Source organism: Lutimonas saemankumensis (assembly GCF_020171465.1).
GTDB classification, from domain to species: domain Bacteria; phylum Bacteroidota; class Bacteroidia; order Flavobacteriales; family Flavobacteriaceae; genus Lutimonas; species Lutimonas saemankumensis.
Genome location: NZ_JAIUZR010000006.1, coordinates 297,227 through 322,072, shown reverse-complemented (window position 1 = coordinate 322,072; position 24,846 = coordinate 297,227). Strand labels below are relative to the sequence as shown.

Here is a 24,846-nt window from a genome sequence, read left to right as displayed (position 1 = left end):
TGCTAGGATAATTCTAAAATTGCTTGTTTAATAATAGATTTAAATAAAGGTACTTTGTAAGCATTCTTTGATAAAGGACGTGCCACACTCATAGCTGCCTCAGCAGCTTTTTCAGCATTTGACTCATTTATGCTCACTTTCTGCATAACCTCCTGTGCCTGCCTGGAACGATAAGGAGTAGGTGCCGCAGCTCCCAAGACAATACTTGCCTCTTTACAATTCCCCCCGGAAACTTCCATGACCACAGCAACATCACCAAGAGACCAATCATAAGATTCTCGTGCCGCATGTTTTACATAAGCACTTTTTGTGTTTTTTGAGGGTGGAGGAAGAATGATACCGGTTATGATTTCTTTTGCCGTTAATACCGTTTCCATGGAGATATCCTGGGCCGCGGAAACAAAAAAGTCATCCATAGCAATGGTTCTTTTCTTTCCCTCTGCTCCTACAATTACAACACTGGCATTAAAGGCCATAAGCGCTGTTGCCACTGAAGAAGCATGAATGCTAACACAAGAACCATTATCGATAATGGCGTGATTCTCGTTTTCTCCGTTTACAGAATGTCTCGCAAAACAACGATCACCCGCCTTTCTAAAACACTGATGATCAGCAGATCTGAAATACCAGCAGCGATTACGCTGTGCTAAATTCCCTCCTAAAGTGGACATGTTCCTTAGCTGTGGTGTAGCTGCTTGATTTACCGCCTGATGTACAGCCAAATAATTTTCTTTGATCTCATTATTGGAGGCGATCTCGGCCAAAGTTACATTGGCTCCTATGGTCATTCCATCCTTTCGATCGAAACTTATCTTATCAAGTCCGGGTATATTGCGGATATTGACGATCTTTTCCGGTTTTAAAATTCCTTCTTTAACCCAGTCAAAAACATCTACTCCTCCCGATTTAAAAACGGCAGCTCCGTTTGAAGACGCATACAATTGTTCAGAAACAGTGGAATTCACATGTTCTAATGCATCCTCAAGTGACTTAGCTTCATACCAACTAAATTTATTCATGTCATAATTTTTTTTGAGACTATTGATCAACTCGTCTCATTCTATACTTTATTTAATGCTGTCAAAATACTTGCCGGGGTTATTGGTATTTCATAAATACGCACCCCTATGGCATTATACACTGCATTGGCAATTGCCGCTGCTGTGGCAATATTAGCAGGTTCACCAATGCCATAGGCATCGGTAGAAGACCTGGCATTGTACTCTTCGACTATTAAGGTGTCAATCTGTGGAATTTCCATTGAAAAGGGTGTCTTATACTGATCCACATTCGCATTCATCATATGGCCGGTACTGTTATCCATTACTCTGTTTTCATACAGAGCATATGAAACCCCCTGAATGACTCCTCCGTTTATTTGACTCTCCAACTGGCCTATATTCAAAGGTCTTCCACAACTATGGGCAGCAACAATACGATCTACCTTGACAAAACCCGTATTCGTATTCACACTTACTTCTGCAAATTGTACAGAACCCAAATCTCCGTAGGCAAGGCCCCAGGGTTGTTGAAATCCTCCATAATCATCAGAACGACTCTCAACTTTTGATATTTGACTCGTTCTCATTAAGCCGGTAGCTTCTTTAAAAGACATTATCTGGCTCGCATCTTTATCATTACGAACTTCTCCATTCTTCATGCTTAAATTTGACGAATCCGTTTCCCATTTTTTAGCCACCAACTTTAAGAGTTCTTTTTTTGCTTCAAAAGCAGCATTTCTCGCTGGAGGAGTAATTGAGCCGGTTACAACACTTCCTCCGGAACCTGGTCCTACAGGAAAAAAAGTATCTCCGATATTTACAGTAACCTGCTCAACTTCAAGACCTAATTCCTCGGCGACTACCTGGGCCAGTATCGTCTTGGTTCCGGTTCCTATGTCCTGAACACTGGATCTGATCTCGACGCCACCTCCTTTGTGAACTTTAACCTCTACAGAAGAGTCCAAAGTTACAAACCTGGGCCAAGTTGATTGTCCCACACCGAGTCCTTTTTTAATAACTCCTTCTCCGGAACCTGGCGCTTTTCTTCTTGACCAGTCAAAAAGTTTCGCCCCTCTTTCTCGTTCCACTTTCCTGACTTCACTTTTATCGATTATATCTCTGTAAGCCAATGGATCGATCTCTAATTTCTCCGCTAATTCATCAATGGCCTGTTCCAGGCCGAAGGCCCCCTGCACATTTCCCGGCGCCCTCCATGCGGCTCCCGGACCCGCATTGGTCAGTACATCATATTGCTCCGTTGCAAAATTCGGGCAGGCGTATAAAATCTGGGCAATCCGCCCCACTCCGGCGCCAAGTCCTACCCCGGCGGTCCCATGCGAGCGCTGCTGTATGGCCGTAAGCGTTCCGTCTTTTTTTGCTCCGATCTTAAGAAATTGTATCGAATTAGGTCGATTACCCTCAGCAATATGTTCTTCCTGTCTGTCCAGCATTAACCATATCGGTCTTCCCGTCTTTTTTGCCAGATTAGCTGCCATAGGCCCAAAACTTCCTGCGCTGTGTTTGGCTCCAAAACCGCCTCCCATAAATTCACAGATTACCCTGACCTTACTTTTAGGGAGGCCAAAAATACTGGCCATTTCGTTCCTTACTGCGGCTGTGTTTTGAGTCGAGGCATACACGGTCATCATGTCTGGCCTCCAGTCAACCACTACCCCATGGGTTTCCAATGGCATATGCGTATGAACCTGCGTTCGATAGGTATTCTCCACGATGACATCTGCTTCTTGAAACCCTACTTCCAAATCACCTCTGGGGCCTCCAAAAAAACTACTTGTAGATGGCCCTCTCACATTCCCTTCCCCCTTACTGCCATCATGCGTTTCGCCCACGTCTCCGCCATCTTCCTGCTGCTTGATAGGTTGTTTAAATACTATGGGGGCGTCTTTTAACATCGCAGAATCCAAGTCTATCACAAAGGGTTTTTCTTCGTATTTTACAGTAATCAAAGCCAGAGCATCCTTAGCAATGGCAAGGCTTTCCGCCGCAATACCACCCAAGGGCTGTCCAACGTACTTGACCATTGGATATTTTCCATTCTCATTCTCTTCTCCGTCTTTCTTCTCGTTCTCTAACAGGTGAATCGCATGAACGCCTTTCAGCTGTTTCGCTTTGCTAATATCAATGGATGAAATCACGGCATGGGGCACCGTTGATCGCAACATTTTTGCGTAAAGCATACCCGGCAATTTTAAATCAGAAGTGTATTTGGCTTTCCCGGTTACCTTATCCAGGGCATCAATTCTTGCAACCCTTTTCCCGATATGCTTTAAGTCTTTATTTACAGGCCAGGCTGGTGGCTCATTCACAGGTATATCTCTTTCTATTTCACTTAAGTTATGTCCAGGAATACCGTGTGGTAATTTTTCTTTTCTTGTATCCATATTAACTAGTTTTTTTGGCTGCGTCTAAAGTTGCTTTAAATACATGTGGATGGGTTCCACATCGGCAAAGGTTACCTCTTGTGGCACGTTTAACGTCTTCAAGTGATGGGTCTGGATTGTTGTCAAGCAGATGCGCGCATGACATGACCATACCTGGCGTACAGTAACCACATTGAGATGCATCATGCTCAATAAAGGCCTCCTGAACGGGGTGTAATTGCCCGTTTTGAGCTATTCCTTCAATGGTTGTGATTTCTTTATCAACAACATCAAACACAGACATCATACAGGAATTTACAGGTTTATCATCTACATATACAGTACATGCAGAACAAGAGCCTCTATCACAGACTACTTTTGTTCCTGTCAGATCCAAATGATCCCTTAAGGCCGAAGCAAGAGTTGTTCTGGGTTCAACACTGAGTGTCTGAATAGAGCCATTTACTTTCAATTGAATAAGAGTTGCTCCGGGGCCGTATTCTTTCCCTTCAGAATATCCTTCTTCGAATTCAAAGGCAAAGGTATTGGTAGTTAATAATACACTTCCGGCGGTAGACAATCCTGCTCCTCTTATAAAGCTCCTTCTGCTAAAACCCTTTTTTGAATTGGGATTCGCATCTTGTTTTTTATCTTCCATAAATCTAAAATATGGGGTTGTAAACTAATTGGTTTTTTTAGAATCAGGAAGTTACGATTTTATTCAATAAATAACTAAAAGAGTTTTCAACTTTAACGAATTTCAGATTGATCCTTTTACATATGCCGAACGAGGAAAATTACGCCAAAAAATCAAATTCACCCCTCCATATTATCTTGATCGAAGCTTTCAATTAATAAATGAACAGGGGTGTTCTTTTTGAGATCTTCATGATGATTTGAAAAAATGATCTGATCCTTTATTTTAAGTTCTATCATCCAGTGTGTTCCCTGATAATACGAATTCATCACCTGTGCCCTGAGGCCTGAACTTTCAACAATTTTAATCTGTTGAGGGTAAAGAAGTCTCTTAACCCCTCCAAGATTTAATTCGTTGACCTCATCAAATAAGGAGGCCACATATACACTCTGAGGATCCTTAAACAGTTTTTTTGGTACTCCGTATGAAATATTCTGCCCATTCTGAATGACCATCATCTTATCCGCAAAGGCCAGGGCATCCTCACTATCATGGGTGGCAACAATACATGTTATATTCTTTTCTTTTAGAAACTTATATAACATTCTTCTCAAGGAATTCTTCTTAAAATTATCGATCTGGCCAAAAGGTTCATCGAGCAATAAGAGTTCCGGCTCTTTGGCCAATGCCCTTGCTATGGCAACCCGTTGCTTTTGGCCTCCGCTCAGATATTTTACCTTTTCTTTGGCGAATTGGGTCATTTCTATAACCTCGAGCAATTCATCGGTTCTTTTCTTGCTTTCCTCCGGATAGAATCGTGACAGAAACTTAGAAATATTTTCTTCAACGGTCAGATAAGGCATCAAATCAAAATCCTGGGCCACAAATTTGGTAAAATCCATGCCGGGAATCAAATGATAGGCCGGTCCTAGAATAGGTTTTTCATCCCAGGTAATTGATCCCTCATCGAGATCATATAATCCGTATATGACTTTTAACAACGTAGATTTGCCGCAACCACTCTCTCCCATGACACAAAGGTGATCTCCTTTTTCTAATTGGAAGCTGATACCTTTTAACAAAGGTTTCTCCTTGTCATACGAAAAGCTTATGTCTTGTAGCTGTAACACAGTGCAAAAGTAAATTTAAAAAACAAAAAACATGAAAAAGTATTTGATCTATTTTGGTATTTTCCCCAAGATGATCACATGGGGTAATGTTATAGCTGCAAGCAAGGCAAAAAATAGCTGGTTAAAGAACTGAGGGTCATGCCTGTCAAAACCGCAAGCAATATGATCCCTAAAACGGAAATAAACCCTCTATTTTACGCCTGTTAAAAACTCTTTTTTACTATGACCCAATTTTATCAATTTTTTGCTAAATTTAGGGTTCTTCATAATACAAGGATACATTTTCCTTATGAGGCATAATTTAAACTTGTTAAACTAATTTTATCAATTAGATCATGGCACAATACACACTTAACGTCAACGGAAAAACCCGACAGGTAGATGTAGATCCAACCACGCCCATTTTATGGGTACTGAGAGATCATTTGGATCTTGTGGGAACAAAATACGGTTGTGGAGTGGCCCAATGTGGTACCTGCACCATTCATTTAGGAGGAGTTGCGGTTCGTTCCTGTCAATTACCAGTATCTTCCATTGGAAATCAGGAAATAACAACCATTGAAGGATTGTCAGAAAATGGTGACCATCCCGTTCAAAAAGCATGGCTGGAACATGACGTGTATCAATGCGGCTATTGTCAGTCAGGTCAAATCATGTCTGCAAGCGCATTTTTAAAAAATAACCCCAACCCGTCCGATGAGGAGATTGACGCGGTAATGGACGGAAACATTTGCAGATGTGGAACCTATACAAGAATTAAAAGTGCCATAAAATCTGCAGCCGGAATGAAAAGTTCCTGATCAGTTGAATTCAGAATATCATCATAAAACATTACTTGAATAAACCAACATAAACTATCATGACAATCGTAAAAACAACATTCGGCAGAAGATCATTCTTGAAAAGTTCAGCACTGGCAGGTGGAGGAATGATGCTTGGTTTCAGCTGGTTTGCTTCCTGTAAACCAACACCTGAACAGATTGTTAATATGCCCAAGGAATGGTTCAATATCAATGCCTACCTTAAAATTGGTGAAAACGGTTTGGTTACCATCATGTCACCAAATCCAGAGATTGGGCAAAATGTAAAAACCTCAATGCCGATGCTCGTAGCGGAAGAATTGGACGTGGACTGGAAAAACGTCATCGTAGAACAAGCCCCCTTAGACACCGATCTCTTTACGCGGCAACTTGCCGGTGGTAGTCAGAGTATCAGACAAGGCTGGGAATCACTGCGCATGGCAGGTGCATCGGCAAGACGTATGTTACAAGAGGCAGCTGCGGAGGCCTGGCAGGTTTCCGCGGATGAAATAACAGTCGAAAATGGCGTATTATCGCATGAGCAAAGTGGTAAGTCTGCAGGCTTTGGTGAAATGGCCTCAGCAGCGGCTGAAATTCCTGTTCCGGAAGAGGTCCGCTTAAAAGACCTTAAGGACTACAAGATCATCGGAACTTCAAGGAAAAATGTGGATGGAAAGAAAATTGTTACAGGCGAACCTTTATATGGTCTGGATTATAAGAAAGACGGTATGCTCATTGCCATGATCGCACATCCTCCTGCTTTTGGTATGAAATTAAAATCTTTCGATGCCAGTCAGGCCAAGGCTATGCCGGGAATCAAAGATGTAATTCCAGTAAAGACCTATAAAGATGATTACAAATTGCAATGGTCAGACACCAGCACTTATCCTGACCTGGTAGCCGTGGTTGGCAATTCAACCTGGGAAGTCATGCAGGCCAAAAAATCCTTACGACTCGAGTGGGAATCGATAGGAGAAAATGACAATATTCCAAGTGCCCTGGAAAACACAAGTGGACACAAGGCCTTGATGAATGAAATGCAGTTAAAAAAAGCGGAAGTAAGAAGAAAGGACGGTAATCCTGAATCTGCTTTTAAAAATGCAGCCAAAATTATTGAAAGAACTTACAGTTGTCCGTTCCTGGCTCATAACACCATGGAACCTATGAATTTCTTTGCGGATGTGAGACCGGATATGGCAGAACTCGCTGGACCAATTCAAACACCCGAATTTATGGAAAAAACTGTGGCTGCAAGACTCGATCTGCCACTTGAAAAAGTAGATATTCATATGACGCGTATGGGTGGTGGATTCGGAAGGCGTCTTTACGGCCATTTTTTGGTTGAAGCAGCTGTCATTTCTCAAAAAATGAATGCTCCAGTAAAACTGATTTACTCGAGAGAGGATGACATGTCTTATGGTATTTATCGTCCAGCCTATCTGGCCACATACAGAGCTGCACTGGACGCAAATAATAATCTGACGGCTTTTCATGTTAAAGCCGGTGGAATACCTGAAAGCCCGCTTTTTGCAAATCGTTTTCCGGCAGGTGCCATTGATAATTATCTTGCCGAATCATGGGCCGCCAAATCGAATATCAGCGTTGGGGCATTTAGGGCTCCAAGATCCAATTTTATTGCTGGCGCGGAGCAATCATTCTTGGATGAATTAGCTGAAGAAATGGGTAAGGACCCAATTGATTTTCGTTTAGAATTGCTTGAAAAAGCAAAAAATTCTCCAGTTGGGGAACGAAATGATTATGAAGTCGAACGATATGCCGGGGTTTTAAAACTCGTTAAGGAAAAATCAAACTGGGGCTCAGAACAGGAGGGCGTACACAGAGGAGTATCTGCTTATTTCTGTCACAACAGTTATGTGGCCCAGGTACTGGATATGGTGGTTAAGAATGGTGCTCCTGTTGTGGAAAAAGTGCACTGTGCCATTGACTGTGGCATTGTGGTTAACCCGGATGCTGCAATTAACCTTTCCGAAGGAGGAATTGTGGATGGGATCGGCCATGCCATGTACAGTGAAATAACGGTTAAAGAAGGTGTTCCTGAGCAGAATAATTTTGATAAATACAGATTGATCAGGCACAGTGAAGCTCCCAAAGCAATAGAGGTACATTTTGTAGAAAATGAAATCGACCCAACAGGTCTGGGTGAACCTCCTTTCCCTCCTATTATGGGAGCCGTGGCGAATGCCTTGTACAAGGCAACCGGTAAACGTTTCTATGATCAGCCGTTTATGGGTAGTAGTTCCAGCGTGTTAGGTTAGATATGGAGTTTTGATCAACGAACATTAATCCTTTAAAATTCTAAGAATCAGAGGATAATATTTTTTTTGTATTTTAGTGACAAGCAGAAGAACTTCACTAACCAAATTTTGTTCTGCTTTTCACTTATGAAACGACCCTTTAATCTTTATGCCATAGGCAAGGTATTGTCTATGGTTATTTTGCTGACTATTTTTCTTTCTTACATCCCTGTTACTTCACAGGAACAGATTGGGCGACCATTGATCACGAATTACGCCTATAAAGACTATAATAGTGGCCCGATAAACTGGTGGGCACTTGAAGACAGCAACGGTGTTATGTATTTTGCAAACAATGGTGGTGTTCTTCAGTATGATGGAGTGAATTGGAAGACAATTGATGAAACCTTTGGTGCAAGATGTATTGTACAGGATGAGAACGAGGTTATCTATGTTGGGCGGGAAGGTGATATTGGTTATTTGGAAAAATTGTCCAATGGAGATTTCAAATTCATCTCATTAAAGGATAAAATCCCCGACGAATACAAAGAATTTCAGACTGTCTGGGAGGTTGATTATTATAAAGGACGCATTATTTACAGAACGAATAGGCACCTGTTTTGCTGGGATGGCGAGACTATAAAGGTTATTGATTCAGAAGATGATTATCACGTCGGAAAAATTGTTCATGGTGTTTATTATTTAAGAATCTGGAACCGGGGTCTTTGTTATTTAACCGAAGAAGATACCTTTGAACTTGTACCCGGTGGTGAACGCTTTGCGGACGAGCGCATTTATCTTATGCTTCCCTATGATGATGAAAAAATGCTGGTTGGAACAAGAACCCAAGGATTTTTCATTTATGATGGAGAAAACTTTGTTCCATTTAAAACAGAAATTGATGATCTAATAGGTTCCAGTCTTTATCTACCCGGAACCGCTTTAGAAAATGGGAACTTCCTTATAAACACCTTCTCCAACGGAGCCTACCTGATCGATAATCAGGGAAAATTGATTCAAAAATATACTACAGAAAACGGTCTGCAAGACGGTTCAGTTGGTTACACTTATCTGGATTCCCGTAATGTAATGTGGCTCATGCTGTTTAATGGTATTTCAAGTATTAATCTAAATACTTCCACTACGCTTATCGATTCTAATATGGGTTTACCATCCAATATTGTGCATAGAATATATAAGCATCAAGGTATTCTCTATTTAGGAACGAATAATGGTATTTATTACATAAAAGACGGGGAAAATAAAGTGAAATATCTGGAAGGAACAATGGGACAGTCAAGAGCCTTTGACGAATACAACAACAGGCTCTATGCAGGTACCGGGGATCTGGGCCTTATCGAAATAGAAGGTGAAAAATGGAGCTATGTTAAAAGAAGTGTAAATTATGATTTTAGAGTTAATGGGATCCAGTTTTCTGAAAAAGATCCAAAAAGATTATATGTTGTTCATAATCAAGGATTTGCCAGCATGTATTTCAATGACAATAAAAAGCAACTCGAACTTGAAAGTAACACCGATGAATTAAATATCCGCACATTCAGGGATGTAGATGAAGATGTAGACGGCAACATTTGGTTTGAGGGAGAGGAGGAAGGCGAGATTCGACGTTTAAAACCTTCAATTGTTGATGGTAAATTGGACCTGTCCAATCTTAATCTTGAGGTCTTTAATGAAGATAATGGAGTTCCCTCTGATGGCCTTGGCTTTTGGAAACATGACGATGAAATTCATTTTTTCAATGGCCGAAACGACAGTACTTTCATGTACCTTTTTAATAAAGAAACTTTAAAATTTGAGGAGACCGAATTTTACTATATGAACCTGGATACCATTGATGGTGATGGATATCTAAAACCATTGAAGGATGATGATGGAAAGATTTGGTTCAGGGTAAACGGTCAGATTGTGATCAGTGAAAAAGGCGATGATGGTAAATACAAGATGAATTCTTCGGCCTTTCAGGAGTTCAGGAATATAAACCTCTGGGGAATTGTACCTGAAAAACCAAGGCCTGACGGAACCCGTGTTGTCTGGTTAAACAGCCCGGATGGAGTTTTCAGGTATCAGGGTAAGCTTGAGAAATCAAGTATTCCCGATTTTAATACCTTAATAAGAAGCGTAAAAATGACGGGGGATTCTCTCTTGTATGCAGGAGGAATGGAACTGGAGAAAAAAATACAGATCCCCTTTGAAAACAACAATGTGAATATAGGATTTGCAGCTCCTCTCTTCATTTCCCAAAACGAAATTCAATACAAGACTTTTCTCGAGGGCCTTGATTCGGAATGGTCGGAATGGAGCAAGCAAACCTCAAGAGAATATATAAACCTCCCTCCCGGGAAATACGCTTTTAAGGTTAAATCAAAAAACCAGTTCGGAGATGAGACTGATGAGGCCATATTTGATTTCACTATAATCCCTCCCTGGTACAGAACCTGGTGGGCCTATTTTCTTTACGGATTAGGGTTCCTTCTGCTCGTTTATGTGATCGTGAGATCTCGAACGCGTATTCTTATCAATCAGCGAAAAGCCCTGGAAGATAAAGTTGAAGAAAGAACTGCTGAAGTAAATCAAAGGCTCGAAGAACTGGCTACTGTAAATGATGTGAGTCAGGCACTGACTCAAAAACTGGAATTAGGGGAGCTCATCAAAATGGTAGGTGAACAAATGAAAAACCTGTTTAAATCTGATATAACTTATCTGGCCATTCTCGATAATGATAAAAAGGTCATCAATTTTCCATATCAGGACGGAGATTCTATGCCACCGATGAAATATGGGGAAGGGCTTACTTCCAGTATTATCAAAACAGGAGAGTCATTACTGATCAATCAGGATAAAGACATTATGGCTACCTACGATAAAATTGGTGTGGAGCAAACGGGTAAAAGAGCAATTTCATATTTAGGGGTACCTATCCCTGTGGAGGATACAATCATAGGGGTCCTGAGTGTACAAAGTACGAAACAGGCAAGCAGATTCACCGAAGAAGACAAAAGCCTGCTTAGTACTATTGCAATTAATGTCGGCGTTGCACTACATAACGCTGAGCTCTATGAAGAAGCTAAAGAGGCAAAAGCTAAGGCGGAAGATGCCAATGAGGCCAAATCGGCATTCTTGTCTACGGTAAGTCACGAATTGAGAACCCCTCTTACTTCGGTTCTGGGTTTTGCAAAAATTATTCGAAAAAGACTGGAGGACAAGATTTTTCCTTCAGTCAATGTGGAAGATCAGAAGATTAAGAGAACCATGAAACAGGTAAGTGAAAACCTTAATGTTGTAGTTTCAGAGGGAGAGCGATTAACGAATTTGATTAATGATGTCCTTGATCTGGCAAAAATAGAATCCGGCCGCATGGAATGGCATTTAAGGCCCGTCTTTTTGCAGGATGTGATTAGCAGAGCTATCGCCAGCACCTCAGCTCTATTCGAAGAAAAGAATTTAAAACTGAAAACCAATATAAGTCCCGACCTTCCAATTGTCAGTGCCGATGAAGACAAGCTGATTCAGGTAGTGATCAACCTGTTATCCAATGCAGTTAAATTTACGGACAAAGGAAAAGTGAGTATTGAAGCCTATTTAGATAATGGGCAGATCATGGTGGAGGTACAGGACACGGGTATTGGTATAGCAGAAGAAGACAAGCATAAAATCTTTGAACGTTTTCGTCAGGCCGGGGATACATTGACGGATAAACCTAAAGGAACCGGACTTGGTTTACCCATATGCAGAGAGATCATTGAACATCATGGTGGTATAATCTGGATGAAAAGTGAGCACGGAGTGGGTAGCTCATTCTTCTTTACGATTCCGACCATGGGAGAATCAGGAGCCGAACAACCTATTCAGCTTGACCGTATCTTGAATAGTCTCAAAAAGCAGATTAAGCATTCTTCTTTAACTGATGTAAAAAATGTCCCGACAATTCTGGTGGTAGATGATGATACTCCTATCAGGTCCTTATTGAGACAGGAATTAGGAGAGGCAGGCTATCAGGTAAAAGAAGCGGCGAATGGAAAGGCTGCTCTTGACATGGTCCGGCTGTCAAAACCTGATCTGATCATTCTGGATGTGATGATGCCTGAAATAAACGGTTTTGATGTTGCTGCGGTACTCAAAAATGATCCTGCTACCATGGATATTCCAATCATCATTTTATCAATTGTGCAGGATAAAGAGCGAGGCCTTAAAATTGGCGTAGACAGGTACCTGACCAAGCCTATCAATACGGAACAGCTTTTCCATGAAGTTGACGAACTCCTTGAACAGGGTGTTTCCAAGAAAAAAGTCCTTGTTGTGGATGAAGATGCCACAGCAGTCAAAACACTATCGGATGTACTGAGCGCAAGAGGTTACAAAGTAATGGAGAGCGATCCGAACAAATTAATTGAAACGGCAACCCAATCCAAACCGGATATTATCATGCTGAATTCAGTGTTTGACGCGAATCAAAAAATGATAAAGGATCTGAAAAAACAGAAAGGTATGGAAAACACAATGTTTTTCATTTATGAATAAAATCCAACTTAACCGAAAAAAAATAAAATGGAACAGAAATTATTAATTGTTGATGATGAATCGCATATCAGGATGCTCATCGAACAAACCCTTGAAGATCTTGAAGATGACGGAGTAGAACTTTTATTTGCCGAAAATGGTGAACAGGCACTTGAATTGATCCAAAAAGAAGAACCTAATCTGGTTTTCCTTGATGTCATGATGCCAAAAATGAATGGTATGGAAGTCTGTTATAAGGTTAAAAAAGAACTGAACCTATCTCATGTTTATATCATTCTGCTGACGGCAAAAGGACAGGAAGTTGACAGGCAGAAAGGGCTTGAAATGGGAGCTGACCGATATATGACAAAACCTTTCGACCCTGACGAAATGTTATCTGTTGCCGAAGAAGTTCTGAATCGATAAAATGACCAGCCCCGAAAAAAAAATAAGAAATAAAACCAGAGCGCTCAGGCATCTGCTAAAAGATGAAAAAATAAGAGAACTTCTAGTCTCTCTTTCGGACGAATTGAATCTTGAATTCTCCCTTGAAGATCATAGAAAATCTATCCTTTGGGGCAAGAATGGTAATTTATCAAATAAGTCTGAACTGATCCATAAAAACATTCATTTTGGGACGCTTTATTCAGATAAAAGCTCAGGAAAGATCATAGCTGAACTCATTGTTTCCCTGGTCAACAAGGAGCTTGAAAAGAAAAATATTGGCAACGAGGTTTTGGGACTTTACAGGGAAATAAATATGATTTATGACTTTAGTGAGAAACTTTCTGAAATCATCGAGGAAAAATCCATAGCTGAAATGGCCCTTTCAGAAGCCTCCCAGATCCTCGATACTTCACATGGGTTATTTCTTCTACATAATCAGGAATCAGATCATGTTGATATACTGTCTGCATTTGGAAAGGATCCGAATAGAGAGAAAAACATTCAGGAACAAAATCACAGACTAAAAGATCTTATAAAAAAAGGAACCTCATCCATTGTAAGCAAAGACATCATCCAGACAAACCCGGCTTTAAGACATTTAAGGGCCATGATGTATGCTCCTCTTAAAGTTAAAAACAAAACCCTGGGCATGGTTATTCTGGGGCATGATCAGGAAAAAGAATACAGGGCCGCTGACCTGAAATTATTGACCACCATTGCTTCTCAGTCCGCAGTTGCCATTGAAAGCGCCCACTTGTATCAAAAAGGATTGCGAGAAGCCCAGGAAAGAGAGGATGCCATCAAAAGAATCCACAACGTGAGTCAAAAATTTGTTCCAACAGAATTTATCAAATCACTGGGGAAGAACAGGTTGACAGAGGTAGCCTTGGGAGACCTCACGGAAAAGGAAGTAACTGTGATGTTTGTTGATATCAGGGAATTTACAAGTATTTCAGAGAATCTAAGCCCCAAGGATAATTTTTTGTTCATCAATGCCTTTAACAAACGGATGGGGCCTATCATTCGCCAAAACAACGGATTCATCATGCAGTATCTCGGAGATGGTTTTATGGCGCTGTTCCCGGACGGATCTCAGGATGCGCTGCGAGCTTCAGTTGAAATGCATAAATCTCTGGAAGACTACAATAAGATCAGAAAACAGAAGGAAAGGGCACCGGTTAAAGTTGGCATCGGAATGCAGAATGGTAACCTGATCATGGGAATTACAGGGGACGTGGAAAGGCTTGATGCAGCCATCATTTCAGACACAGTCAATACAGCCTCGAGAATTGAAGGGCTATCAAAGCACTTTTCAACCTCGATACTGATGACAGAAAAGTGTTTGAAGAATTTGTCAAATCCTAAAGAATTTGTTTTTCGCTACCTTGGACCCGTACAGGTAATCGGAAAACAAAAACCGATCAAATTATACGAATGCATTAACGGTGACCAAAACTCCCTGTTTGAACACAAATCAAAAACCCTAGAAACTTTCGACGAGGGCATGAGACTTTATTTCAAGAGGGAATTTGCCATGGCAGCTGTTACCTTTCAAAAGGTATTCAAACAGAATAAAAAAGATCTGACAGCAAAATTATTCCTCAACAGGGCCGCACATCTGATTACTGAAGAAATAGATGAAGACTGGAAGGGAGTTCAGTCCATGACTAAGAAATAACAGTTTTTTCATTCAAACTGTAACAATTGCCGGAAAGTGAAATCTATATATATGAACCCGGTCAATACTTTACCGGGAAATTTATTTGAAACTTAGCCTTATGAAAACAACAGCCACTAAACTTTTTGTACTTCTTTTTTTAATTGGAGCGACGCCTTTGATCCTGGGTCAGCAAAAAACCTTCAATGTAGATTCCTTCGATGAAGTTATCATCAGCCCCCATATTGAAGTTGTTTTTGAAAAGTCGGACAGAGAATCTGTAGTTATTGAAGATATTGATGTTTCCATGGATAAACTCAATGTTGAAGTTAAGGGAGGTACCCTGCACATTTATCTTGACGATGCCAAGGTATATACCAAATCTGAAAAAATAAAGAATGATGACTACAAAAGTAAACAGGCGATTTATCAGGGAACCAAAGTAACTGCTAAGGTTTATTATAAGGAATTAGTGGAATTATCTCTTCGTGGTGAAGAAATACATAAAGTCATCAGTCCGGTGAAAACCTCCAAACTTACGCTGAAAATTTACGGAGAAGGTGAGGTATATCTCAATGAAATAGATGTCGATGAATTATACGCTACCATGTACGGAGAAGCCTATCTTGAAATAAAAGAAGGAAATGCAAAAAGACAAAAGGTCATTTCATACGGTGAGGGAGAAGTTAATACCTTTGGGGTGCAGAATACAACCGCCAAAGTAACCGCTTACGGAGAAGGTAAGATCAAACTCAAGGTATCAGACGAATTAAAAGTTACGGCCTATGGAGAGGCCTCCATTCATTACAAAGGAAGTCCGATGGTCAACAGAGGGCTTGTCCTGGGAGAGGCTACGATCCATCAAATCAATTAGCAATCCTAATTTTGATTTTTTTATAAATCTTATCTGAGGCATTTCCAATGTAAAGAGAATAGCCTCCAGGCTCAATGATCCTGTCGGAAATTGATTCATCTTAAAAAGCCAGATCCTGAACAGATATATCTACATTTAACTGGGTTTGATCTCCGGGTTATAGCCTGAATGTTTTAAGGGCCTTTAATTCTTTGACCGCTAATAATACACAACTACCTTTTATTTTAGGTAAAAAGCGACAAAAAACTATCGATATTTTACTCAATATCGGTCCGATTGGACTGATCGGATTTTATCACTTTTTCTTCAGAAGAATTTTGATCCTTTGCATACAATTCTCCCGTTGCACGCAAAATGAATATTAAAACAAAAACGGTATGAAACTGGTAATGATCTACTTAGCAACTTCATAAGAATCAAAGTTTCTCAAAACATCTAAATTTAAAAAAATTACAATATATTTGGAGCCCGCAAGAAACATTAATATTATTTTGTCAATTTTTGATCATTTATTGATCATTTATTGATCTTTCAGCAGTTTAGATGAACCATGAGGAATCGCGTACACAGAGAAATAACACAATTAAGCCCGGAAGATAGTTTTTTAGTATATGAAAGAGTAAAAGATGACTTTGATTTTCCAATACATTTTCATCCTGAATTTGAATTGAATTTTATCTACAAGGGCAAAGGAGTTCGCAGGATCGTGGGTGATCATACCAGCGTAATTGACGATATGGAACTTGTTCTTGTAGGCCCTAATCTTATCCATGGCTGGGAATTGAATCAGTGTACCTGCAAGGAAATTTACGAGATCACTGTTCACATTCAACAGGACCTGCTCAATGATAAAATGCTTTCAAGGCGGATTTTTAAAAGTATCAGGGAAATGTTCAACAGATCCAAACATGGTATCCTATTTTCTCAGGAAACCACCGCCGAGATCATGCCGCGGTTGATGGTGCTTTCTAAATTGCATGGTATTCAGTATTTTCTGGAATTCATTTCTATACTGAATGATCTCGCCTTGTCGGAAGATCAAACTCTCCTGTCGACACAATTTTCAGAGATGAATGATTTTCAGAACAGTGAAAGGATCAAAAAAGTTTATGAATATATCCAGGAAAATTATCATCGAAAAATAGGATTGAATGAGATTTCACAACTGGTAAATATGAGCCCTGTCTCCTTTAACAGGTTCATTAAAAAGAGGACGGGTAAAACTTTTATAAACTATGTGAACGATACACGAATCAGCTATGCCAGTCGATGGCTTATTGAATCAGAAAAAAGTATAGGAGAAATCAGTTTTCAGTGTGGTTTTAATAATATTGCCAATTTTAACCGAATCTTTAAGAAGTCCAAAGACTGTACTCCAAGTGAATTTAGAAAGGAATTCGTAGGTATGCAAAGAGTATTATAAGAAAACTCCCAGTGGCCAGGACCATTGGGAGTTTCTTTCAGTAAAAACAAAAGCCCTTTATCCCATTATTATTTCGACTTTATGGTTCTTACCTTTCTCAAGTAGTGGAATTATAGTTGAGTTTAATTTTTCTCCGTTAACAAGGATCTCTTTTACACCTTTACTTACATGATCAGGATTCTTAATTTCTAAATTATAAGTGGCTCCCCGGAATTTCCTTTGCATATGGAATCCGTCCCACTTCTTAGGTATACAAGGATCTACTTTCAAACCGTCATATTCAGGTCTGACTCCAAGAATATACTGCGTGATCGCATAAAAGTTCCATGAAGCCGTTCCCGACAACCATGAATTTTTGGCCTCTCCGGGTTTAAAGGCTTCCTTGCCTGCAATCATCTGACAGTATACATAAGGCTCAACCTTATGCAATTCAGAAATTTCCTCTAAAAAAGCCGGTGCAATTTTCGTGTAGTAGTCATAAGCATTATCTCCTCGGCCAATCATCGTTTCTCCAATCATGATCCACGGGTTATTATGGCAAAAGATCCCTCCGTTTTCCTTGTATCCGGCTGGATAGGTTGAAATTTCTCCGTATTCAATATGATACTTGGTAAAGGCAGGATAGTTAAGTACGACTCCATATTCACAGTCCAGATGCTCTTTGACCGAATCCAATGCCTTGGTTACCATACCCTCATCCTTTCCGATCTCTGCCATAGAGCACCAGCCCTGAGATTCCACAAAGATCTTTCCTTCCTCGTTTTCATTGGTCCCGATCTTTTTACCATAATAATCATAGGCTCTTAGATACCAGTCGCCATCCCATCCATGTTGCTTAACAGCTTCGATCATGTCATTTACATGTCCTTCCGCTTTATCAGCCTCTTCATTTTTCCCGATATACCTGCACAAATCAACATATTCTTTACCATAGACCACAAATAGCCCTGCAATCATAAGTGATTCTGCTGTATCTCCTTTTTTGTTTCCTGTGGTTTGAAAAGATTCATTAGGATCACTTGAAAAACAATTCAGGTTTAAACAGTCATTCCAATCGGCTCTCCCGATCAAAGGCAGTTTATGAGGGCCCAAATTATTGACAACATGATAAAATGAGGCTGTCAAATGATCAAAATGGGGTTTAGCCCTTGAAGCATCATTATCAAATGGCACCATCTCATCCAAAAGAGAAAAATCTCCGGTTTCTTTGATATAGGCCGTCGTGGAAAGGATCAACCACAAAGGATCGTCGTTAAAGTCACCTCCGATAGCTGAATTTCCTTTTTTTGTCAGGGGCTGATATTGATGATAACATGAACCGTCCTCAAACTGAGTCGAGGCAATGTCAAAAATTCTTTCACGGGCTCTTTCCGGTATCTGGTGTACAAATCCGATCAGGTCCTGATTAGAATCCCTGAATCCCATTCCACGCCCTATTCCAGATTCAAAAAATGAAGCCGAACGTGACATGTTAAAGGTCACCATACACTGGTACTGGTTCCAAATATTTACCATTCTGTCCAGCCTTTCATCCCCTGACTGAATCGAAATGGTATTTAACAGATCATCCCAATAGGTTCGTAGTTCATCATAAGCCTGATCCACTTTGGCAACCGTATCAAACTTTTTGATCATTTCCTTGGCGGGAAGTTTGTTGATCACTGATTTAGCTTCCCATTTTTCTTCTTCTGAAACTTCCACATAACCCAACATAAAGATGAAGTCTCTTTGCTCTCCGGGCTGTAATTCAATTTCCAGGTAATGCGAAGCGATGGGTGACCAGCCATGGGCCACAGAATTTCCTGGAGCTCCTTCTGAAACGGCATCAGGAGCATCAAAACCATTGTAAAGTCCTACAAAGGTTTCCCGATCCGTATCAAAACCCTGAATATCACTGTTTACAGAATAAAAGGCATAATGATTACGTCTTTCCTTAAATTCTGTCTTATGATAAATTACGCTGTCCTCTATTTCAACTTCACCCGTATTGAAATTTCGCTGAAAATTCGTCATGTCATCTTCCGCATTCCAAAGGCACCATTCAATAAAAGAAAACAGTTTTAAATTTTTTACTTCCTGACTTTCATTTTTTAAACTGAACTTTTGAATTTCACCCCAAAAACCCAGGGGAATGAATTGCAATACTTCAGCCGTCACCCCATTTTTAGCCCCTTTGAATTTGGTGTAACTCATTCCGTGGCGGCACTCGTACTGATCAAGCTCCGTTTTCACCGGTTTCCAGCCAGGGGACCAGACCGTATCGCCATCCTTGATATAAAAGTACTTTCCTCCGTCGTCTACAGGAACATTGTTATATCTGTAACGCGTTAATCTCCTGAATTTTGCATCCTTGTAAAAGGTATAACCTCCACCAGTGTTTGAAGTCAATGAGAAGAAATCTTCGTTTCCAAGATAATTAATCCACGGATATGGAGTTTTAGGATCCGTGATCACATATTCTCTGTTCGCATCGTCAAAATGACCGTATTTCATCGCTTTATATTTATTGTGTTTCTAATTTTGACTTTCCTGAAGTCTTCGGTTATTTAATTCTGTGGTTACCTCATCGATCTTCTTTTGATTTAAAGGATAGATCAACATAAATACTGCGGCAATAACTGTAATCACCGCGGGAATCCAACTCATCAGCATGATAATGCCGGGAATGGCTCCTTCGATCGAACTGGCATTTTGCCCGTCATAGGCAAAAGCTCCAAGAACAAAACCTATGATCGCACCTGCGATTCCACCACCAAACTTTGTGGCAAATGACCCGGCCGAATAAATAAGACCTGTTGCCCTTCGTCCGTTCTTAAACTCTGAATAATCCGCAGCATCCCCTAACATCACAAAAAACAGGGTTGGGAAAATAGCTGAGGCAAACTCTGAGATGACTCCTATAGTGAATACAGCTTCAACATCTGTAGGCCCAAGGAAAAAGAACAGGGAATTGACACCTCCCGAAAAGAGTAAAGCAGCAATGAACAGATTTCTTTTCCCAAACCTTTTTCCCAATGGAGCGGTTGCCATTGCCCCTGCAACCGAAGCCAGCATCAGGGCAACAAGAAATGAGGCAGCCAGAAGCTGGTTATTCAAATAATGAGTAAAATAAATGATAACGATACCCTGCTTGATCGAATTATAAACATTGAACAATAAACCGATCACAAGAAGGACCAGCCAGGGTTTATTGGTTACCAGGTCTTTCAAATCTCTTTTCAGGTTGTTCTTCTGGGATTTGGGGGGTTGAATTCTTTCTTTGGTAGAATAAAAGGTAATAAACATGAACAGGCTTAAAAAGAAAGCCATGATGTACATTGAATTGCTATAACCTCTTTTCTGGTCAATGAGTGAAATACTGCCTTCACCAATATTTGGTTCACCTGTTACGATAAATGTGTATTCTTTATCAGCTTCCATTTTGAAGCTTTTAGCATGGGTCGGCTCATTATCTTTAGCCTTCATTTCAGGGCTTTCCCATACAAAATCCGCAATACCGTTTTCAGTTTTAATATTTACGCTGGCAACATCCGTTGGCGCCGAAACCGTTACCTTAAATTTCTCTTCTTCCAACTGGTCAATGGCAATTTCAGGATTTACATTACCAAAATAGGCTACCAAAAACAACAAGGCCCCCTGGACCAGCATTCCACCTCCAAACGCACCCACCATTCGATATGAACCCAGGCTTGTTCTCTCCTTATCATCTCCGGTCATAACGGCCATTAGAGCGCCGTAAGGAATATTGTTTGCCGTATAAATTAATGTGAAAAATATATAGGTGATGTAGGCATATACTATTTTACCAGAATCTCCCAATTCCGGAGAAGTAAACAATAAGGCAAGAATCACCCCCAATGGAACAGCAGTCCATAGAATCCAAGGTCGAAATTTACCATATTTGGAATTCGTTCGGTCACCAATTACTCCCATCAAAACATCGCTGATACCATCACTGAAACGTGCCACCAACATTAATACACCGACTGTTACAGGGCTTAGACCAAATACATCAGTATAAAAAATAAAAAGAAAAGTAGCTACTCCCCTCCAGGCTATATTGGCCGCACCATCTCCAAGGGCATAGCCTAGCTTTTCCCTGATGGATAACTTATTAGATTCTGACATGTTAATGGGTCTTAATATTTGCGTTTCAAAATTACATATCTCCTGACAAAACTATTAATACTATTTTGTCATTAACGAATGCTTTTATTGAAAAATTAAAGATTTAAAATTATTCCTTGAAAGATTTGAAATTATTCCTTGAAAGATTCAACTTCCCTTCGAAAAGGTATTGAACTTTGAGCTCCCAACCGTGTCACACTAATCGCCGCAGCCTGATTTGAAAACCGTATTGCCTCTCTCCAGTTCATGCCTTCTGATAAGGCCACAGCCAGAGCGCCGTTGAAAGTGTCGCCTGCTGCAGTGGTATCAACCACATCCGTTTTGAAGGCCGGAACAAGAAACTCTTCATCAGCGTTTTTAAAAAAAGCCCCCCTTTCTCCAAGGGTAATTATAACATTCTTGACCCCCTTGTCCAGAAAAATCTGTGCAGCATCTAAAGCCGATTCTATATCTGATACTTTTTTACCTAAAATTAGTTCCGTTTCAGATTCATTTGGTGTAATTACATCAATGCAATTATATAGATCGTCATTTAACGTCGTTGCCGGCGCAGGATTAAGAATAACTTTTTTGTTCAGCTTATGAGCCTTTCTAATTGCGTAATCGATCGTTTCGATAGGAACCTCCAGTTGAACCAATACCATATCAACAATTTCCATAACGGGTATGATTCTCTTTACATCCTTCCTGGAAAGCATGTTATTTGCACCCGGTGCCACCACGATTGAATTTTCTCCATTTTCGTTAATGATTATGGAAGCTACTCCGGTGGGATGATCTCTGTCCATCGAGATATAAAGGGTATCAATACCTTCATTTTTATAATCCTGAATCGCCTTTCGCCCAAAATCGTCCTGACCCAGGCAGGCAAGAAAGGTCACCTCTGCTCCCAGGCGTTTTGCTGCAACCGCCTGATTTGCACCTTTACCTCCCGCGAACGTATTAAATACTCCTCCGATAACCGTTTCTCCGGGTACCGGAAACTGTGAAGTTTTGATGACCAGATCCGTATTGGAACTACCGATTACAAGTATTTTTTTCATAAGATCTTATTTTAGTCTGGCATAGATTATAGAGATTAGACCCACTATGAAAAAAACGAACATCCAATTGATCATTCTTTGTGTTTTTTGATCTGCATTCTTAAATTCCTTCCAGACAAAAACGCCCCATATGGCAGCTACCATGGTTGCCCCCTGGCCTAAACCGTAAGAAATGGCGAAGCCCGCCTGTTCAGAGGCTATAAGGCTAAAGGACATTCCGATGGCCCAAATCATACCACCTAACCATCCAATACTGTGTAACTTTAAATTTCCATTTAAAAAATACTCCCTGTACTTAACCGGTTTTCCTGAAAATGGTTTAGCCATAACATATGAATTCCATAGAAAATTGGATGCATAAATTCCAAGAGCAAACACAAAAAATGCTCCATATGCAGTAAACTTACCCTTCTCGGGACTCAAGTTGTCGGTTACCATAGAATCAGCGACAAATCTGAAAAAGAATCCCATCAAAACACCGGCGGAAAGAGATAGAAGTATTCCTTTACGAGAAATTTGACTATCGCCTTTAGAGATATTTTTATAGGCTTTAGCATCCATTAATATGGCAACCACCACCAAAAAAACACCTGCAAACAAAAACAAGGGGTCTCCTACAGGGTATTTGATGTAATTTACAACAACCCCAATGACAAGTGCCAGACCAATTCCTATCGGAAAAGCAACCGCCATTCCCGCAATATCGATAGCTGCAACCAATAAAATGTTAGCTATATTAAAGATGACCCCGCCTATAAAAGCAGACAGAAAGGACGAGAAATCAGCCTGAAGAAGGTCGTCAACAAAAGGACGTCCTTCCTCTCCGATACTCCCCATGGTTAAACCCAATATCAGTGAACAGAACAGAATCCCTATAACATAATCCCAGTAAAAGAGTTGGAAGGGCCAGGATTTGGATGCAAGTTTCTGCGTATTTGCCCAAGAACCCCAGCACAACATTGTTATGATAAGCAATACCACTGCCGTAGTAAAGGATTCTATTATGACCATAAACAATCTATATTAAGAGAGTTAAGCTCGTATTAAATACGCTCTTTTAGCTTTTTCCTTTATTAAATATGGCTTCCATTTCTTCCAGGGTCTTCCCTTTTGTTTCAGGAATCCATTTCCATGTAAAGAATATGATGAATATGATGAAGGCTGAAAAAATAAAGTAAGGCAAGGAATTATTCCATGTACCTCCGTCCATGATAAGTTTATTGGCATCGCTTTCAACCACAATCGGGAAGGTCTGAGAAACGAAGTAATTTGCCAGCCATTGAGCGGCCACGGCAATAGCCATTGCAGTACTTCTTATACTATTAGGGAAAATCTCAGATAACAATACCCAAACAATTGGTCCCATGGACATCGCAAAAGAACCTATAAATAACAAGATGCCCACAAGGCACAAAATACCTTCCGCACTGGATATGGTAGGTAATCCTGCAGAATTGACCTGTGAATAATCACTCATATAAAGGGTGAATCCCATGATGAGGAAACCTACTAGCATTCCAACACCTCCAATGATCAGAAGTGGCTTTCTTCCCAGTTTATCAACCGTGAACATGGCTATGAAGGTAAACAGTAAGTTTACCGTTGCCAACAGAATTTGCTGTAATAAGATATCTTCTTTTCCAAAACCAAGGGCCTGTTCAAAAATATCAGCTCCGTAATAAAGTACCGCATTTATTCCTGTGAATTGTTGCAATATGGATAGTACCGTCCCGATAATTACAATAGGGAACAAAGATTTCTTGAAAATTGAAACTTTTTCAATTGAACCTTCCTTTTCAATCGACTCTTTGATCTCAACAAATTCTCTATCGGCGGTTTCCTGACCGTGAATAGCTACCAAAACATTTTTAGCCTCTTCTTCCTTTCCCTTAATCATTAACCATCTTGGACTTTTAGGGACCATAAAAAGCAACAGCAGAAACGCAAGAGCAGGAACAAGTTCTGACCAGAACATATACCTCCATCCGTAATCAATATTTTGTTGTTCCGTTAATCCGTTACCAATGAAATAGGTTACAAGGAATACAACGAAAAATCCTATTACTACGGCCATTTGATAATAAGTGACAAGGGTTCCTCTGTTTTCGGCAGGAGATATTTCCGCAATGTACATGGGCGCGTTCATCGAGGCCATACCAATGGCGATACCTCCAAGAATTCTAAAAAATACCATCAGGGCCATAGATTCAGGCAACATTTCAGGTAATCCGGACCCCCACGCCGAAACAGCGAAAAATATAGCGGCTATAATCAACGACTTTTTTCTTCCTATGGCTTTACTGATTATTCCTGCTGATGCCGCCCCCAACAAAGCTCCCAATAAAGCGCTACTCACTATAAAACCCTTCAACCAGCCTGTTAATTCAAAATATTTTGAAAAATAAAATTGAGTTCCATTGATTACCCCGGTATCATAACCAAAAAGCAATCCCCCAAGGGTAATTACAATGGTTACAAAATAAATATTGATTCTTTTTGTGCTAGTTTGTCCCATAATTTTGAAGTGATTTTAAAAAATTTGCTCAGCAAGA

Annotated in this window: 16 protein-coding genes; 7 read left to right on the top strand and 9 right to left on the bottom strand. The window is 40.3% G+C overall.

Annotated elements, in window-relative coordinates; translation table 11 throughout:
- Nucleotides 1-2: 2 nt before the first annotated feature.
- The 4 genes from LCM02_RS15635 to LCM02_RS15620 all read right to left on the bottom strand — a co-directional run bounded on the left by LCM02_RS15635 (nt 3) and on the right by LCM02_RS15620 (nt 5,149).
- Nucleotides 3-1,019: an FAD binding domain-containing protein gene (locus LCM02_RS15635; RefSeq protein ID WP_224932119.1), complete on the bottom strand. Its 1,017-nt coding sequence runs from the start codon at nt 1,017-1,019 to the stop codon at nt 3-5.
- A 41-nt stretch (nt 1,020-1,060) separates the two neighbouring features.
- Nucleotides 1,061-3,403: a xanthine dehydrogenase family protein molybdopterin-binding subunit gene (locus LCM02_RS15630; protein WP_224932117.1), complete on the bottom strand. Its 2,343-nt coding sequence runs from the start codon at nt 3,401-3,403 to the stop codon at nt 1,061-1,063.
- A 1-nt stretch (nt 3,404) separates the two neighbouring features.
- Nucleotides 3,405-4,040: a (2Fe-2S)-binding protein gene (locus LCM02_RS15625; protein WP_224932115.1), complete on the bottom strand. Its 636-nt coding sequence runs from the start codon at nt 4,038-4,040 to the stop codon at nt 3,405-3,407.
- 158 nt (nt 4,041-4,198) lie between these two features.
- The gene (locus LCM02_RS15620; protein ID WP_224932113.1) at nt 4,199-5,149 is read right to left on the bottom strand and encodes an ABC transporter ATP-binding protein; all 951 of its coding nucleotides are present in this window, start codon (nt 5,147-5,149) and stop codon (nt 4,199-4,201) included.
- Between the two features lie 335 nt (nt 5,150-5,484).
- Here LCM02_RS15620 and LCM02_RS15615 point away from each other — a divergent pair, with 335 nt between their 5' ends.
- The 7 genes from LCM02_RS15615 to LCM02_RS15585 all read left to right on the top strand — a co-directional run bounded on the left by LCM02_RS15615 (nt 5,485) and on the right by LCM02_RS15585 (nt 17,123).
- Entirely contained in the window at nt 5,485-5,949 is a 465-nt protein-coding gene (locus tag LCM02_RS15615) for a (2Fe-2S)-binding protein (protein ID WP_224932111.1), read from the top strand.
- Between the two features lie 59 nt (nt 5,950-6,008).
- Nucleotides 6,009-8,225 (top strand): xanthine dehydrogenase family protein molybdopterin-binding subunit, encoded by a 2,217-nt coding sequence (locus LCM02_RS15610; protein ID WP_224932109.1) that lies wholly within the window; start codon nt 6,009-6,011, stop codon nt 8,223-8,225.
- 126 nt (nt 8,226-8,351) lie between these two features.
- Nucleotides 8,352-12,743, top strand: a complete 4,392-nt coding sequence (locus LCM02_RS15605; RefSeq protein WP_224932100.1) for a response regulator — start codon at nt 8,352-8,354, stop codon at nt 12,741-12,743.
- 27 nt (nt 12,744-12,770) lie between these two features.
- Complete coding sequence (locus LCM02_RS15600; RefSeq protein ID WP_224932098.1) at nt 12,771-13,148, top strand: response regulator transcription factor; 378 nt, start codon at nt 12,771-12,773, stop codon at nt 13,146-13,148.
- Between the two features lies 1 nt (nt 13,149).
- Nucleotides 13,150-14,847, top strand: coding sequence for an adenylate/guanylate cyclase domain-containing protein (locus LCM02_RS15595; RefSeq protein ID WP_224932096.1), 1,698 nt, complete (start codon nt 13,150-13,152; stop codon nt 14,845-14,847).
- A gap of 100 nt (nt 14,848-14,947) precedes the next feature.
- Nucleotides 14,948-15,700 carry a head GIN domain-containing protein gene (locus LCM02_RS15590; protein WP_224932094.1) on the top strand — a complete coding sequence of 251 codons (753 nt, stop codon included), beginning with the start codon at nt 14,948-14,950 and terminating at the stop codon, nt 15,698-15,700.
- 550 nt (nt 15,701-16,250) lie between these two features.
- Nucleotides 16,251-17,123, top strand: a complete 873-nt coding sequence (locus LCM02_RS15585) for a helix-turn-helix domain-containing protein (RefSeq protein WP_224932092.1) — start codon at nt 16,251-16,253, stop codon at nt 17,121-17,123.
- 57 nt (nt 17,124-17,180) lie between these two features.
- On the opposite strand, the gene LCM02_RS15580 is transcribed toward LCM02_RS15585, so the two are convergent.
- The 5 genes from LCM02_RS15580 to LCM02_RS15560 all read right to left on the bottom strand — a co-directional run bounded on the left by LCM02_RS15580 (nt 17,181) and on the right by LCM02_RS15560 (nt 24,809).
- Nucleotides 17,181-19,616 carry a GH36-type glycosyl hydrolase domain-containing protein gene (locus LCM02_RS15580; protein ID WP_224932090.1) on the bottom strand — a complete coding sequence of 812 codons (2,436 nt, stop codon included), beginning with the start codon at nt 19,614-19,616 and terminating at the stop codon, nt 17,181-17,183.
- Between the two features lie 21 nt (nt 19,617-19,637).
- Nucleotides 19,638-21,251, bottom strand: coding sequence for an MFS transporter (locus tag LCM02_RS15575; RefSeq protein WP_224932088.1), 1,614 nt, complete (start codon nt 21,249-21,251; stop codon nt 19,638-19,640).
- A 131-nt stretch (nt 21,252-21,382) separates the two neighbouring features.
- Nucleotides 21,383-22,294, bottom strand: coding sequence for a ribokinase (gene rbsK, locus LCM02_RS15570; RefSeq protein ID WP_224932086.1), 912 nt, complete (start codon nt 22,292-22,294; stop codon nt 21,383-21,385).
- Nucleotides 22,295-22,300: 6 nt separating this feature from the next.
- Nucleotides 22,301-23,305 (bottom strand): GRP family sugar transporter, encoded by a 1,005-nt coding sequence (locus LCM02_RS15565; RefSeq protein WP_224932084.1) that lies wholly within the window; start codon nt 23,303-23,305, stop codon nt 22,301-22,303.
- A gap of 46 nt (nt 23,306-23,351) precedes the next feature.
- Complete coding sequence (locus LCM02_RS15560; RefSeq protein ID WP_224932082.1) at nt 23,352-24,809, bottom strand: sugar porter family MFS transporter; 1,458 nt, start codon at nt 24,807-24,809, stop codon at nt 23,352-23,354.
- Nucleotides 24,810-24,846: the final 37 nt, after the last annotated feature.

Bases quoted from the DNA above. Each gene is read 5' to 3' on its own strand.
- LCM02_RS15635 (WP_224932119.1), bottom strand. From the start codon at position 1,019: ATGAATAAATTTAGTTGGTATGAAGCTAAGTCACTTGAGGATGCATTA.
- LCM02_RS15630 (WP_224932117.1), bottom strand. From the start codon at position 3,403: ATGGATACAAGAAAAGAAAAATTACCACACGGTATTCCTGGACATAAC.
- LCM02_RS15625 (WP_224932115.1), bottom strand. From the start codon at position 4,040: ATGGAAGATAAAAAACAAGATGCGAATCCCAATTCAAAAAAGGGTTTT.
- LCM02_RS15615 (WP_224932111.1), top strand. From the start codon at position 5,485: ATGGCACAATACACACTTAACGTCAACGGAAAAACCCGACAGGTAGAT.
- LCM02_RS15610 (WP_224932109.1), top strand. From the start codon at position 6,009: ATGACAATCGTAAAAACAACATTCGGCAGAAGATCATTCTTGAAAAGT.
- LCM02_RS15605 (WP_224932100.1), top strand. From the start codon at position 8,352: ATGAAACGACCCTTTAATCTTTATGCCATAGGCAAGGTATTGTCTATG.
- LCM02_RS15600 (WP_224932098.1), top strand. From the start codon at position 12,771: ATGGAACAGAAATTATTAATTGTTGATGATGAATCGCATATCAGGATG.
- LCM02_RS15595 (WP_224932096.1), top strand. From the start codon at position 13,150: ATGACCAGCCCCGAAAAAAAAATAAGAAATAAAACCAGAGCGCTCAGG.
- LCM02_RS15590 (WP_224932094.1), top strand. From the start codon at position 14,948: ATGAAAACAACAGCCACTAAACTTTTTGTACTTCTTTTTTTAATTGGA.
- LCM02_RS15585 (WP_224932092.1), top strand. From the start codon at position 16,251: ATGAGGAATCGCGTACACAGAGAAATAACACAATTAAGCCCGGAAGAT.
- LCM02_RS15580 (WP_224932090.1), bottom strand. From the start codon at position 19,616: ATGAAATACGGTCATTTTGACGATGCGAACAGAGAATATGTGATCACG.
- LCM02_RS15575 (WP_224932088.1), bottom strand. From the start codon at position 21,251: ATGTCAGAATCTAATAAGTTATCCATCAGGGAAAAGCTAGGCTATGCC.
- rbsK (WP_224932086.1), bottom strand. From the start codon at position 22,294: ATGAAAAAAATACTTGTAATCGGTAGTTCCAATACGGATCTGGTCATC.
- LCM02_RS15565 (WP_224932084.1), bottom strand. From the start codon at position 23,305: ATGGTCATAATAGAATCCTTTACTACGGCAGTGGTATTGCTTATCATA.
- LCM02_RS15560 (WP_224932082.1), bottom strand. From the start codon at position 24,809: ATGGGACAAACTAGCACAAAAAGAATCAATATTTATTTTGTAACCATT.